Raw genomic sequence first — 14,070 nt, forward strand, 5'->3', positions numbered from 1 at the left:
GGTCGGTGACCGTTTGCAGGGGGCCGACCACGGACCTAGCGTGAACCCCGAGGGAATGTCACGTATGTCCGCCCCCGATCACACCGTGCCCGGCCGGGCGTCGGCGCTCGACAGCGCCGGCGCGGCTCTGGCGGTGGTCGACGCGGACGGGGTCCTCGTCCGCTGGACGGAGGTCGCCCACAGGCTGCTGGGATACGCGGCGGCGGACGTCCTGGGCAGGCCTGCCTCGATGCTGCTGGCCGGGCCGGCGGGCGGACCGGAGAGATTCACCCGGGAAGGGACCGGGCCGGTCGCGCTGCGGCACCGGGGCGGCCGGCGGCTGGACGTGGACCTGCGGGTGACCGGCCTGCCGGGGGCGGCGGGCACGATGGACTGGCTGGTCTCGACGGCCGGGGTACCCCCGTCCGTACTGGAGTCGGCCGCGGAGCTGAGCCCCTTCCCGATGGCCATCTGGGACAGCGACCTGCGCACCGCCTGGCTCAACGACGCCCTCGCCGACCGCTTCGGCCTCTCCCGGGAGGAGCGCCTGGGCCGGCACCTGGACGAGTCGCCGCTCTACGCGAACACCGAGCAGGTCGAGTCCCTGCTGCGGGAGGTCCTGGAGAGCGGCGTCCCGGTGATCGACCGGGAGCTGAGCCAGCTGGACCACGTGCGGAACCGGGCGTACGCGCTCTCTGTCTTCCGGATCGAGGACGTCCGCCACGGGCTGCCCGGCGTCTGCTCGGTGAACGTGGACGTCACCGAGAGCCGGCGGGCCAGGGACCGCATGACCGTCCTGGGCCGCGCGGCGACAAGCATCGGGACCAACCTGGACGTCCTGCAGACCGCGCAGGACCTCGCCGACCTTTTGGTGCCGCTGCTCGCCGACTACGCGACGATCGACCTCGCGGAGTCGGTCCGGCTCGGCAACGCCCCGCTCACCCGGCTCGGCACGATGGAGGGCGGCAACGTCCCCGTCTTCCACCGGGCGGGGATCGCCTCGGTCCACGACGACTTCCGGGAGTCGCTGTACGCGCGCGGCAGCCCCGTCTTCGTCCCCCCGCACTCGCCCTTCATCGAGGTGCTGCGCTCCGGCCGGACGCACATGGAGGCGGAGCTGGACACCGAGCCCGGCACGTGGCTGGAGGAGGACCCGCAGCGGCTGCGGCGGGTCCTCGAAGTCGGGATGCACAGCCTGCTGATCCTGCCGGTCCACGCGCGGGACGAGATCCTCGGTGTCGCCGTGCTCGTCCGCAGCGAGAACCCCACCCCCTTCGACGAGAACGACCGGACGCTCGCGGAGGAGCTGGTCAGCCGGGCCGCGCTCAGCCTGGACAACGCCCGCCGCTACACGCGCGAGCACACCATGGCGCTGACGCTGCAGCGCAGCCTGCTGCCCCGCAACCCGAGCGCCGGGTTCTCCCTGGAGACGATCTGGCGCTACCTCCCGGCGGACACGCAGGACGGCGTGGGCGGCGACTGGTTCGACGTGATCCGGCTGTCCGGCGCCCGGGTGGCCCTGGTCGTCGGGGACGTCGTGGGGCACGGCCTCAACGCCGCCGCGGCCATGGGACGGATCCGCACGGCGGTGAGCACCCTCGCCGGGCTGGAGCTGCCCCCGGACCGGCTGCTGTCCGCGCTGGACGACCTCGTCGTCCGGCAGGGCTTCGAGGACTCCGACGACACCTCGCCCACCACCGGCATCCTCGGCGCCACCTGCGTGTACGCGGTCTACGACCCCATCGACGAGCGCCTGACCATCGCCAGGGCCGGGCATCCCCCGCCGGCGATCATCACCCCGGACGGCACGGCCGTCTTCCCGGAGATCCCCTCGGGCGCGCCCCTGGGCGTGGGCCTGCGGTCCTTCCCCTCGGTCGAACTGGAGCTGCCCGCGGGAAGCGTGATCGCCATGTACACCGACGGGCTCGTCGAGACCCGGGACGGCGACATCGACGACGGGCTGGAGCGCCTGCGGACCGCGCTCACCCGGCCGCCGGGCACGCCGCTGGACGACCTGTGCGACGCGGTGGTCGACCTGCTGCCCACGCGCGGGCAGGACGACGACGTCGCGCTGCTGCTCGCCAGGACCTGCCGGCTCAGCGCCGACCGGGTGTTCAGCATGGAGGTGCCGCCCGACGCGGCCGCGGTCGGACGCGCGCGGGCCGAGGCGGTCCGGCAGCTGTCCGCATGGGGCCTGGACCGGGTGCGGGCGGGCGCCGAGCAGGTCGTCGGGGAGTTGCTGGCCAACGCCGTCCGGCACGGGGCGGGACCCGTGCGGTTGCGGCTAGTCCGGCACATGAAGCTGGCCTGCGAGGTCTTCGACGCCGGTCCCGGCCCGCCGCTGCCGCGCCGTCCCGAGCCCACCGACGAGGGCGGACGGGGCCTGGTGATCGTCGCGGAACTGTGCACACGGTGGGGTGTCCGAAGGACCGGGGAGGGCAAGATCGTCTGGGCCGAGCTGGCCCTCACGGACGAGGAGCGGCTCCCGCCCGGGCCGGAGTGGTGAGCCGCGGCAGGACGCTCCTGACCGGCGGACTTTCCCGGGCCATGGGAAGCGCGTGCTGAAGCTGTGACCCGGTGGACCGCCCCGGGTTCCCCGCCTTCCCGTAGAGTGCGCTTGCATCACCTGTTTTTTGAACATGTTCAGGTGGACCACGGGGAGGGTCGGTGCCATGCGCCGAGGAGTGAAGCTGGGGATCGTCGCCACACTGACCGCGGGACTGGTGGGGACCGCGGGGTACGGGGCGTACAACATCTACGACAGCCTGTCCGGCGGTGGCGGATTCTCCGCCGCGGCCGCCCCGGCCGAGACGGGGCCGCCGACCGCGGCGGAGGTGAAGAAGACCGCCGCGGACTTCCTGGCCGCCTGGGCCAAGGGGGACACCACCGCCGCGGGGGCGCTCACCAACGACGCGTCGACGGCCTCCGCGGACCTGGCCGCCTACCGGCAGGACGCGCACGTCGCCCGCGTACGGCTGACACCGGGCACCGCCCAGGGGGACGTCGTGCCGTTCAAGGTCGTGGCCTCGCTCTCCTACAAGGGCAAGACCTCCACGTGGACGTACTCGTCGAAGCTCACCGTCTTCCGCGGCGAGACGACCCACCGCCCCCTCGTCGACTGGCAACCGGCGGTGATGCATCCCAAGCTGACGGAGGGTCAGTCACTGGAGACCGGTGAGGCCACCTCACCGCCGGTGGACGTCGTCGACCGCAACGGCAAGGTCCTGGACGCCGACGACTACCCCTCGCTGGCCTCGGTCCTGCCGCAGCTCCGCGAGCGCTACGGGGCCAAGCTCTCCGGCGGCAAGCCGGGCATCGAGACCTGGGTGAACGGCGGCGACGGCCCCGGCCAGACACTGCACGTGATTGCCGAGGGCACACCGGCGAAACTCCCCACCACCTTGGACGCACGCGCCCAGAAGGCCGCCGAACAGGCCGTCAAGAACAAGAGCCAGTCGTCGGTCGCGGCGGTCAAGGCGAGCACCGGCGAGATCCTCGCCTTCGCCAACAACCCGTCGAGCGACAACAACAACGCCTTCAACGCGCAGGTCGCCCCCGGCTCCACCTTCAAGGTCGTCACCGCCACCGCGCTGCTGGAGAAGGGCGTGACCCCGGGCACCCCGGCGCCGTGCCCGGCGACCGCGAACCACGACAACGGCAAGATGTTCCACAACGTGGAGAGCTCCTCCGACCCGTCGGCCACCTTCCAGCGGGACTTCGCGATCTCCTGCAACACCGGCTTCATCAAGCTCGCCGGCCGGCTCGACGAGTCCTCGGTCCCCTCGGTCGCCAAGCGCTACTACGGCTTCGGCCAGACCTGGAACGTCGGCGTCCCCGCCTGGGACGGCCGCGTCCCCGGCGGCCCGGGCGACGAGATGACGGAGGAGATGATCGGCCAGGGCCAGATACAGATGAGCCCGCTCAACATGGCCTCCATCGCCGCCACCGTGCAGAACGGTGTGTTCCGCCAGCCCCGGCTGGTGGCCGCCGACATGATCGAGGGGCCGCTCGCGAAGGCGGGCAGCGGCCTGCCGTCCGGCGTCCGGGGCAACCTCAAGTCGATGATGCGGCTGACCGCGTCGAGCGGCACCGCCGCCGGCGCGATGCGCGGGGTCTACGGCGACGTCGGCGCCAAGACCGGCTCCGCGGAGGTCGGCGGCCAGGAGCAGCCCAACGGGTGGTTCGTCGCCTACCGCGGCGACGTGGCGGCCGGCGGGATGGTCCTGGAGGGCGGGCACGGCGGCGACTCCGCCGGGCCGATCGTGGCGTCGGTGCTGAAGGCCTCTTCGTGACCCTCGTCGTGCCCCTCTTCGTGACCCTCGTCGTGCCCCTCTTCGTGACCCGCCGCAAATGGCTTGGCACCCCGGCCCCGCCGGGGACTAGCGTGCGGCCATGACGACTTCAGCCGCAGCTCATCCCCGGTTCGCGGAGGCGCTCACCGCGCTGGGCCTCCAGGTACCCGTGCGCGCCTTCCCCGACGCGACCCGTACCGCGGCGCAGGCCGCCACGGCGGTCGGCTGCGAGCTCGGCCAGATCGTCAAGTCCCTGATCTTCACGGCGGACGGGGTCCCGGTGCTGGTGCTGATGGACGGCGCGTCCCGGGTCGACGTGGAGCGGGTCCGCGCGCACCTCGGCGCCACGGAGGTGCGCCGGGCCGACGCGGACCTGGTGCGCGAGACCACGGGGTACGCCATCGGCGGCGTACCCCCCTTCGGGCACCGGACGCGGACCACCGTCCTCGCCGACCGGGGGCTGCTGGCCCACACCACCGTGTGGGCGGCCGCCGGCACCCCGCACACCGTCTTCCCCATGGCGCCCGCCGAACTGGTCGAGCACGCCGGGGCGGCCCTGGCCGACGTCCGCGAACGCACCGCGTGACACCGCTGATAGCGGCCGCCGTCCTCTTCGCGGCGGTCACCCACGCGGCGTGGAACGCCATCGCCCACGGCATCAAGGACCAGCTCGTCGCGTTCACCCTCGTCGGGGGCGGCGGGGCGATCTGCGGCGCGGCGATCGCCGGGTTCGCGCCGCTCCCCGCGGCGGACGCCTGGCCCTACCTGATCGCGTCGGTGGGGGTCCACATGGCCTACATGTACCTGCTGATGAAGTCCTTCACGCTGGGGGACTTCGGGCAGGTCTACCCCATCGCGCGCGGTGTCGCCCCGATGGTCGTCACGCTGCTCGCGGCGGTCTTCGTGGGCGAGGTGCCGGACGCCCTGCAGACCGCGGGCGTCCTCCTCGCCTCCGCCGGGCTCGGCGGGGCCGCCCTGTGGGGCATGCGCGGCCGCCGCAGGGACTGGCCGGCGGTCGGCGCGGCCGTGGGCACCGGGCTGACCATCGCGGTCTACACCGTGGTCGACGGCGTCGGCGTCCGCGCGTCCGGAACCGCCCTGGGATACGTCGCCTGGCTCCTGCTCGTCCAGGGCGTCCTGCTCGTGAGCTGCGCCCTCGCGGCACGCCGCGCGGCGCTCCTCGGGCAACTGCGCCCGGTCGCCGGCCGCGGGCTCCTCGGCGGGGCGCTGTCCGTGTCCGCGTACGGCCTCGTCCTGTGGGCCCAGACGCGGGGCGACCTCGCGCCGATCGCGGCACTCCGCGAGACCTCGATCATCGCGGGGGCGGTCATCGGGGCGGTCTTCTTCAAGGAGCGGCTGGGGCGGGCGCGGGTCGTCGCGGCGCTGGTGGTTGTGGCCGGGATCGGCCTCATGCTGCACGCGTAGCGATGCGGCCCGGGGTCGCCTGTACGGCCGGTTGTCGTGTGCGGGTTGTCTGGGCCTGCGGCGGGCTGTTTCCCCGCCCGCTATCCCTCCCCCAGCCTTCGGCCGGGGGACCCCCATCCGGTGCGGTCGCTGACCGCGCCTCGCGGGTCATGCCCACCAACGTCCAGGGTGCCGCCACTGCACACATCATCACGCCACAGGCTTAGCATTTACTTGCAACAAATTCCCCCCATCCACAGAGAACGAGATAAAACGTCGACAAAAAACTCCCCAAAATAAGGTTCACGTACGCCCAATTTACCAGACGTCACGCGACGCTGAATTTTTCCATCAATTCTCGAATTGCAACATCACGGAAGATGCACCATCGGACTCACTTCCTTTCCCCTGCGAGGATTTCCTGAATGGAGTGAGTCAGTCGGTGTGCCGGACCAAGAACTCGCAGACTATCGCTCAACGCCCGCTCATACATAGGAACCGCTCGATCAAGGTCACCGACCTCACTGTAGGCGTGAGCAAGATTATTCCGAGCAATAATAGTTGAAGGATGGTCAGGGCCTAGGGTCCTTGTGCGATCAACGAGGTTCTGCTCATACAACTCAACCGCTCGCCCTAGGTATCCAACCGCGTGGTAACTGTATGCAAGATTATTGCAAGCCGTGAGAGTGTCAGCGTGATCTGAACCCAAAGCCCGTGAGAGATCTACGAAATTCCGCTCGTACAACGCGATAGCTCGATCCAAGTTCCCGATCGATTCATATGCACTCGCAAGACTATTCCGCGCCGCGAGCGTGTCAGGATGACTATCGCCCAGCACCCGCAGACTGTCATTCAATGTCTGTTCATACAGCGAAATAGCTGCATCCGTGTTCCCAACCGCACGATAGGCGTATGCAAGATTAGTCTGGGACGCCAGAGTTCCAGGGTGATCGGCACCCAACACCCTTATAGCGTCACTGAGAGACTGTTCATACAGGGAAACAGCCCGATCCAAGTCACCCGCCGCCCGCAAAACACCTGCCAAGTTGCTCCGGCAGATAAGAGCGCCAGCGTGATCGGCGCCCAACACGCGCACCGTGTCAGCCAAATTCTGCTCGTACAAAGGGACAGCCCGATTCAAGTCACCCGCCGCCCACAGGGACCCTGCCAGATTGCTACGACCCGCAAGCGTGTTCGGATGGTCGGCGCCCAAAACACGCACGCTGTCGCTGAGAGTTTGCTCATACAACGAAATAGCTCGGCCCCACTCCCCTGCAACCCGTAAAACGCCAGCCAGGTTACTACGTCCCGCAAGCGTGTTCGGATGGTCAGTACCCAAAACACGCATTGCGTCAGTTAGATTTTGTTCGTATAGCGGAATTGCTCCGTTCAGGTCCCCTGCCGCCTGATATGCGTAAGCAAGATTATTACGGGCAGCAAAAACGTCGGGGTGATCACCGCCCAATAGGCGGATGCTGTCCCTCATCGCCTGCTCATGAAGCGGAATGGCCTGCTCCAGGTTTCCCGCCGCGAGAAAAGCGCCCGCGAGATTATTGCGTGAGGCGAGGGTCTCAGGGTGAACTGTACCCAACATTCGCTCACGCTGTGCAAGTGTCTGCTCGTACAACGGAATGGCTCGATCCAAGTCGCCAGCCGCACGGAATGCGGCCGCGAGATTACTGCAGGAAGTAAGGCTGCTGGGATGATCGTGGCCATGAAGTCTGATGGCAGCATCAAAGGAGCGCTTACCGTACGCGATGGCCTGGTTAAGCTGGCCCTGACCTCTCAAATAGCGCGTCGCGCTCGCAAGAATGAGGCTAATCTCCTCGGTATCTCGGATTGGATCTGTCACAGCTACGAGATGTTCGATATGAGGCAGGATTATTCGCAAAACAGGCCACCCAACGACATTGGTCTCCGGATTGTCGGGTAACGCATCAACGATGAGGCGTACGGCTCGCTCCAGAGCGACGTCGATGGCCGCAGGAGTGCGGTGACGATCTGGTTCTACACTCTTCCGGTCTGGCGTTCGGGCAATAGTTTGAATCAGGCGGTGAATTCCAAAGGCGTCGCCGCTGAGATTGATGAGGTTATAGGCGGCAAGCCTCCCAAGCGCTAGGGCATATTGGACTGGATTGTCGGCGAGAGGAGCCAGCAAACTGCGCGGGATGTTGGTGGAGGCGTACCAGGCGGCAGTTCGAAGAATATCGACCGCAAGAGGCGTGCGCGAATCCAGCGCGTCCAAAGTAATCTGCCAGATCCGGGCCATGGTGCGCTCCGGATTGACTCCACTCGATGCATCAGTGGTCTCGGCGGGATAATTTTGCAGTAGGTTGCGGTACTCGCTAACAGAGAAGCGGCTCTGCGCAATAAATGCGCCCGCCTGCTCGAGGGCGAGGGGGAGGTTACCGAGTTCAGCAGCAAGCTCACGAGCTTGGAACTGATCTTCAACGTCAATTAGGCCGGTGAAACTGATCAAAAAATGTAGAGCGTCATCGTCAGTCAGGATCGGCAGGTTAATTGTTCTTGAATTCCAGTCGACCCCATATCGGGTAGTTAGCAAAAGGTGGCCGGTATGACACAGTTGCCCTCTGAGGGACTCAACAGCACCCGGGTGTTCCACATTGTCGAAAATGAGGAGCCAACTAGAGTTGGTTTGCAGCCATCCAATAGCCCAATCAGCCGCTTCAGCGATCGTATCGTCGGTATTGCCGCCCGTTAGGCGCCTGGCGAGAGCGGCCAGATCAACCGAAATCAGGTCGGGTGTATCACCTCGCACCCACCATACGAGCCGATATTTGCCGAGGTAACGGTGTGCATAGTGAAGAGCAAGAGTTGTCTTGCCCACACCACCCAAGCCATGGATAACGCGGCTAACGCCCTGGGAATCCAGCGTTAGCTCCGCTGCAAGCTCATGCAGGATTTCGTTGCGGCCAACGAAGACACGGGAAGGTAATTCAGGAAGGTTATTTAGCCCCGGAGGTGGCTCTACGGAATAGAGGCTACTGTAGCTGCCGGTTGACGCACCAACATCTTCGAGGCAGGGAGAGACACCAACCGTCCCTAATGCAGCCATGAATCCTGGGAGGCGAGTAAGTGAAGTTACTGGTACTGCAACGAGCTGATCCGCCAGATAATCTCGTCTGCGGTCGTCGGTGAGCACTCCAACGAGTAGATCACCACAGAATAGTGCAGCACCCGAGGCCCCGGACCAGCGAGAAGTAGCATCGGGCACTGAGGGGTTGGCAACAGCGTTCACGTATACTGTGATGAGCCCTGATTTCAGTCCGGTAAATGTCTCGACATGGCCGCTGATTTGCTTGGTGTCGCGGCCATTCGTTTTCGACTCAGACCGGGGGAAACCTACCGCGATGCAATCGATCCGACCTGCTGATGCCGAAGGCTGTGGCAAGCGACCCCAGCGCACCGACGCTCCTGAAGGTGGTTGCCAAGCAGGATCGGCTATTTTCAATAGCGCGGCATCAGCGTGCACATCTCCTGAGAGTTCGGGTTGCTGGTCTGGCCATAGCACGTCGGCAAGCATCCAACCCGGACTCGCTGCAACCTGTTTGACAGACCGATCGCTGAAGGCGAGTGGGCGGACTTCGACGGAACCGCCCGGGTGCACATTATGATATGCGGTCAGAACTAGCGTGTCTGATATGAGATACCCCGTGCCGACGGTTTCTCCAACAGGGTTCCAAACCTCTACTATTCGCTGTACGTCCACCCGATTCCTACTGTCTACGCCGTTTTGGCGACTACTCAGGCCGCTCGGCCGACCGGTCAGAGATCTTCTGGTCCGCCCCTTGGCCATCCACTGGTTGAAGGGTGATCTTCAAGCGGTGAGCGGTGGCCTTGTCGTACCTAGTCTTCACCTCGGCACTCCACGGCAATACCATCACCTTCGCCCGCGCTTCTCCGTCCTTCTTGACGTCCACGGCAAACTCGACCTCTACCGGTCCGACCCGAAACTGAACCGTGTGATCTTGACCATCTGCCATAGCCTGCTCTAGTTCGTCTCGGATCGCACTGATTGCCTGCGATAGCCCCGTCCACGGCTCCGGCGCCATGCGTGTCCCACCAATCAGCTGAGGTAACGTCAGGGTTGGCAGAGTAGTCGCTACCTCTGCGGTTCTGAAAATCCGTCAAACTGTGGATATTGGGTCGCACACAGTCATGCCTGGCAAGCTCGGCTACCAGTTGGGGACTGGTGAGCGCACGCAGGTGCCGTGACCGGTTGATGGACTGTTACAAGGGATGCCACAGAGGCGTATCTTCGAGCAGGTGATCACCATCCGCGCCAACACTTCCTGCATGCCCTGTCCTGGAGGCCGCGCCGCCGGCCCACCACCAACCGCACGCAGCCCGCACCGACAGCACCGGATGAGGACCCCAGCCAAAAGCTGAGGGAGGGAAGGATGGCGGGAGAACCGCCCTCCGCAGGCGCAACGGACCCGCACACAAGCACCAGCCGCAAGGGGCACCACAACCGCAACGGCGCCGCACACGACAACTGGGCCCCACAGAACGCACCCCGGGCATCAATCAAGCGCCGCGCGAAACGCCGACCCGTTGACGAGGATCCCCCCGTCGACGGGAAGCGTCAGGCCCGTGATCCAGGACGCGTCCCGGGACGCGAGGAACGCGACGGCTGCCGCGATGTCGTCGGGCTCGCCGACCCGCCCGAGCGGGTACACCTCGGCGAGGCGGTCGAGCGCGTCGTCGCGCCCCGCCCACGCGGGCGTCCGCACCGTGCCGGGGGCGACGAGGTTGACCCGGACCCCGCGCGGGGCCGCGTGCACGGCCAGCGTGCGGGTCAGCGAGGCGAGGCCCGCCTTGGCGGCGCTGTAGGCGTGGTTGCCGAAGTTCATGTGGCCGTTGACGGAGCCGATGCTGACGATCGCCCCGCGCCCGCCCGCCTCCGCGAGCAGCGGAAGCGCCGCGCGGGCGCAGCGCATGGCCCCGGTGAGGGTGACCTCCAGGTCCTCGTACCACTCCGCGTCGGGGAGGTCCTCGAACCGCGGGGGGTCCACATGGCAGGCGTAGGCGTTGTTGACGAGCACGTCGAGCCGCCCGAAGCGCTCGGCGGCGTACGCCATCGCGGCGTCCACCGCGGCCTGGTCGACGACGTCGCACTCCACCGCCGCGGCCCGGCCGCCGGTCTCCTCGGCGAGGGCCCGCGCCGTCGCGTCGGCGTGCTCCCCGTCCAGGTCGGCCAGCAGGACGTCCGCGCCCTCGGACATCAGACGCCGGGCTGTCGCCCTGCCGATGCCCTGGGCCCCTCCGGTGACGACGGCCGCGTGTCCCTCGAACCTGCGCATGGCGTCATCCCCCGCCGGCGAGTGATTTACGAGGCGCTGACCTCTCGCCTCCTTACTCGCGCGTAGCGTAACGTGCCTGCACACCAAAGGGGAGCGGAAAGGCACACCATGGCGCTGGACGCGGACGTCATCGTCGTCGGAGCTGGACTGGCCGGTCTGGTCGCGACGGCCGAGCTGGCCGACGCGGGCCGCAAGGTCCTCCTGCTCGACCAGGAGCCGGAGAGCAACCTCGGCGGCCAGGCGTTCTGGTCCTTCGGCGGGCTGTTCCTCGTCGACTCCCCCGAGCAGCGCCGGATGCGCATCAAGGACAGCCGCGAACTCGCCCTGCAGGACTGGACGGGCACCGCCGGCTTCGACCGCGCCGAGGACCGCTGGCCGCGCAAGTGGGCCGAGGCGTACGTGGACTTCGCCGCGGGCGAGAAGCGGTCCTGGCTGCACGCACAGGGGATACGGTTCTTCCCGGTGGTCGGCTGGGCGGAGCGCGGGGGCTACCTCGCCACGGGGCACGGCAATTCGGTGCCCCGCTTCCACATCACGTGGGGCACGGGCCCTGGCGTGGTGGCGCCGTTCGAGCGCCGGGTGCGGGAGGCGGTCGCCAAGGGTCTGGTGGAGCTGCGCTTCCGGCACCGTGTGACGGCGCTGACGACCACGGGCGACGCGGTGGACGGCGTGGCGGGCGAGGTCCTGGTGGACAGCGACGCCGAGCGCGGCCAGGCGAGTTCGCGGGAGATCCGCGCGGAGTTCCAGCTCAAGGCGCAGGCGGTGATCGTCACTTCGGGCGGCATCGGCGGCAACCACGACCTGGTGCGCAAGTCCTGGCCGGAGCGGCTGGGCACGCCGCCGCGCAAGCTGCTGTCGGGCGTCCCGGCGCACGTGGACGGCCTGATGCTGGGGATCGCCGAGGCGGCCGGGGCGCACCTGATCAACGGCGACCGGATGTGGCACTACACCGAGGGCATCGAGAACTGGAACCCGATCTGGGCCAGCCACGGCATCCGCATCCTGCCGGGCCCGTCCTCGCTGTGGCTGGACGCGACCGGCAGGCGCCTGCCCGTGCCGCTCTTCCCGGGCTTCGACACGCTGGGGACGCTGGAGCACATCATGCGCACCGGGCACGAGTACACGTGGTTCGTCCTCACCCAGAAGATCATCGAGAAGGAGTTCGCGCTGTCGGGCTCCGAGCAGAACCCGGACCTGACCGGCAAGAGCGTGCGCGATGTGCTCAAGCGCGCGCTGCCGGGGGCGCCCGGCCCGGTCGAGGCGTTCAAGGAGCACGGCGTGGACTTCGTCGTGGAGGACGACCTCGCCGCGCTGGTACGCGGGATGAACGCGATCACCAAGGACGACCTGATCGACGAGGCCGCGCTGCGCCGCGAGATCGAGGCCCGCGACCGTGAGATCACCAACACCTTCACCAAGGACCTGCAGGTCACCGCGATCCGCGGGGCCCGCAACTACATCGGCGACAAGCTGATCCGTACCGCCGCCCCGCACCGGCTGCTGGACCCGAAGGCGGGCCCGCTGATCGCCGTGCGGCTGAACATCCTGACCCGCAAGTCGCTCGGCGGGATGGAGACCGACCTGGACGCGCGGGTGCTGCGCGCCGACGGCGAGCCGCTGCCGGGGCTGTACTCGGCGGGCGAGGCGGCCGGCTTCGGCGGCGGCGGGGTGCACGGCTACCGCTCGCTGGAGGGGACCTTCCTCGGCGGCTGCATCTTCTCCGGCCGTACGGCGGGCCGCGCGGCGGCGAAGGTGACCGCCTGACCTCCTTCCGCCCCGCGCCGCCGCCCGTTCCGTCCCGACCCCGGTCCCGGCCGGTCCCGGGAGGGAGGCACCATGGGGGGAGCAACAACGGCGGCGCATGGTGGGAGCACGGGCTGTGGTGGACGTCCACGGGGCGGTGGCGGAAGGCTTCGAGCCGGTCCGAGAGGCCTTCGTCCGGAACTTCGAGGAGCGGGGCGAACGCGGCGCGGCCGTGGCCCTGTACCGGGACGGCCGCAAGGTCGTGGACCTGTGGGCGGGCTCCGCCGACGGGGACGAGGACGGGGGCGGTGGCGCGCCCTGGGCGCAGGACACCGCGCAGGTGGTTCGCTCGGCGACGAAGGGCGTGGCGGCTGCGTGCCTGCTCCTGCTGCACCAGCGGGGCCAGCTCGACCTGGACGCGCCCGTCGGCACCTACTGGCCCGAGTTCAAGGCCGCCGGCAAGGAGCGCGTCACGTTCCGGGACGCCCTGGCGCACCGGGCCGGCGTGCCGGCGCTGGACACCCCGCTCGCCCCCGCGCGGGCGCAGGACGGCGTCAGCGGGCCGCGGGCGCTCGCGGCGCAGGCCCCGTTCTGGGCGCCGGGGACGGACCACGGCTACCACGCGCAGACGTACAGCTGGCTGATCGGCGAGCTGGTGCAGCGGGCGAGCGGCGGCCGGCCCATCGGCCGCTACGTGGCGGAGGAGATCGCCCGCCCGCTCGGCCTCGACCTGTGGATCGGGCTGCCGGCGGGCGAGGAGCGCCGCGTCGGGCGGATCGCCGCCGTGCAGACCCCGCCGCCCCCGGCCGCGGCCGGGCTGCGGGCGCGGCCCAAGCGGAACGTGACCGAGGCGTACGACGACCCGTCGTCGCTGACCCGGCGCGCGTTCGGCGCGATCGACCCGCTGCCCGACGAGAACGACCCCGGGTACCACGCGGCGCAGCTGGCGGCCTCGGGCGGCATCGCCACCGCGCGCTCGCTGGCCCGCTTCTACGCCGCGCTGATCGGGGAGGTCGAGGGCCCCGGCGCCCGGCTCTTCGCCCCTGCGACGCTCACCTCGGCGCGCACTCCGGAGTCGGAGGGCCCGGACCGCGTGCTGGTGGTGAACACCCGCTTCGGCCTGGGCTTCATGCTGCACGGCCCGGCCGCCCCGCTGCTGTCCCCCGGCTCCTTCGGGCACCCCGGCCGCGGCGGGTCGCTGGGATTCGCGGATCCCGGCGAGGGCGTGGCCTTCGGCTACGTCACCAACGGCATGCAGAAGAACGTCACCGCCGATCCGCGCGCACAGGCGCTGGTCCGCGCGGTGCGGGAGTGCCTGCGCTGACGCG

At 68.5% G+C, this 14,070-nt stretch carries 9 protein-coding genes; 6 read left to right on the top strand and 3 right to left on the bottom strand.

What is annotated here, in order from left to right; genetic code table 11:
- Window positions 1–64 precede the first annotated feature (64 nt).
- The 4 genes from CHF15_RS04725 to CHF15_RS04740 all read left to right on the top strand — a co-directional run bounded on the left by CHF15_RS04725 (window position 65) and on the right by CHF15_RS04740 (window position 5,696).
- Complete coding sequence (locus CHF15_RS04725; protein WP_245938662.1) at window positions 65–2,485, top strand: SpoIIE family protein phosphatase; 2,421 nt, start codon at window positions 65–67, stop codon at window positions 2,483–2,485.
- A 166-nt stretch (window positions 2,486–2,651) separates the two neighbouring features.
- Window positions 2,652–4,271, top strand: a complete 1,620-nt coding sequence (locus CHF15_RS04730) for a penicillin-binding transpeptidase domain-containing protein (RefSeq protein ID WP_089222335.1) — start codon at window positions 2,652–2,654, stop codon at window positions 4,269–4,271.
- A 100-nt stretch (window positions 4,272–4,371) separates the two neighbouring features.
- A complete protein-coding gene (locus CHF15_RS04735) occupies window positions 4,372–4,857 on the top strand; it encodes a YbaK/EbsC family protein (protein WP_018559843.1) in 486 nt (161 codons plus the stop codon).
- Window positions 4,854–5,696 (top strand): DMT family transporter, encoded by an 843-nt coding sequence (locus CHF15_RS04740; protein WP_089222336.1) that lies wholly within the window; start codon window positions 4,854–4,856, stop codon window positions 5,694–5,696. The genes CHF15_RS04735 and CHF15_RS04740 overlap by 4 nt, the downstream gene beginning before the upstream one ends.
- A 373-nt stretch (window positions 5,697–6,069) precedes the next feature.
- Here the strand turns inward: CHF15_RS04740 and fxsT are convergent, their stop codons facing one another.
- From fxsT to CHF15_RS04765, 3 genes are all read right to left on the bottom strand, one after another.
- Window positions 6,070–9,492, bottom strand: coding sequence for an FxSxx-COOH system tetratricopeptide repeat protein (gene fxsT / locus CHF15_RS44320; RefSeq protein ID WP_143681520.1), 3,423 nt, complete (start codon window positions 9,490–9,492; stop codon window positions 6,070–6,072).
- Window positions 9,437–9,748 (bottom strand): trypco2 family protein, encoded by a 312-nt coding sequence (locus CHF15_RS04760; protein ID WP_089222337.1) that lies wholly within the window; start codon window positions 9,746–9,748, stop codon window positions 9,437–9,439. The genes fxsT and CHF15_RS04760 overlap by 56 nt, the downstream gene beginning before the upstream one ends.
- Before the next feature lie 471 nt (window positions 9,749–10,219).
- Entirely contained in the window at window positions 10,220–10,999 is a 780-nt protein-coding gene (locus CHF15_RS04765; protein WP_089222338.1) for an SDR family NAD(P)-dependent oxidoreductase, read from the bottom strand.
- 108 nt (window positions 11,000–11,107) lie between these two features.
- On the opposite strand from CHF15_RS04765, the gene CHF15_RS04770 reads away from it, so the two are divergent.
- Together CHF15_RS04770 and CHF15_RS04775 are read left to right on the top strand one after the other, a co-directional pair.
- Window positions 11,108–12,763 carry an FAD-binding dehydrogenase gene (locus tag CHF15_RS04770; protein WP_089222339.1) on the top strand — a complete coding sequence of 552 codons (1,656 nt, stop codon included), beginning with the start codon at window positions 11,108–11,110 and terminating at the stop codon, window positions 12,761–12,763.
- A gap of 97 nt (window positions 12,764–12,860) precedes the next feature.
- Window positions 12,861–14,066: a serine hydrolase domain-containing protein gene (locus tag CHF15_RS04775; protein ID WP_179279663.1), complete on the top strand. Its 1,206-nt coding sequence runs from the start codon at window positions 12,861–12,863 to the stop codon at window positions 14,064–14,066.
- The last annotated feature ends 4 nt before the right edge of the window (window positions 14,067–14,070 follow it).

This window comes from Actinacidiphila glaucinigra (assembly GCF_900188405.1).
GTDB lineage: Bacteria > Actinomycetota > Actinomycetes > Streptomycetales > Streptomycetaceae > Actinacidiphila > Actinacidiphila glaucinigra.

Bases quoted from the DNA above. Each gene is read 5' to 3' on its own strand.
- CHF15_RS04765 (WP_089222338.1), bottom strand. From the start codon at position 10,999: ATGCGCAGGTTCGAGGGACACGCGGCCGTCGTCACCGGAGGGGCCCAG.
- CHF15_RS04735 (WP_018559843.1), top strand. From the start codon at position 4,372: ATGACGACTTCAGCCGCAGCTCATCCCCGGTTCGCGGAGGCGCTCACC.
- CHF15_RS04775 (WP_179279663.1), top strand. From the start codon at position 12,861: ATGGTGGGAGCACGGGCTGTGGTGGACGTCCACGGGGCGGTGGCGGAA.
- CHF15_RS04770 (WP_089222339.1), top strand. From the start codon at position 11,108: ATGGCGCTGGACGCGGACGTCATCGTCGTCGGAGCTGGACTGGCCGGT.
- fxsT (WP_143681520.1), bottom strand. From the start codon at position 9,492: ATGGCCAAGGGGCGGACCAGAAGATCTCTGACCGGTCGGCCGAGCGGC.
- CHF15_RS04730 (WP_089222335.1), top strand. From the start codon at position 2,652: ATGCGCCGAGGAGTGAAGCTGGGGATCGTCGCCACACTGACCGCGGGA.
- CHF15_RS04725 (WP_245938662.1), top strand. From the start codon at position 65: ATGTCCGCCCCCGATCACACCGTGCCCGGCCGGGCGTCGGCGCTCGAC.
- CHF15_RS04760 (WP_089222337.1), bottom strand. From the start codon at position 9,748: ATGGCGCCGGAGCCGTGGACGGGGCTATCGCAGGCAATCAGTGCGATC.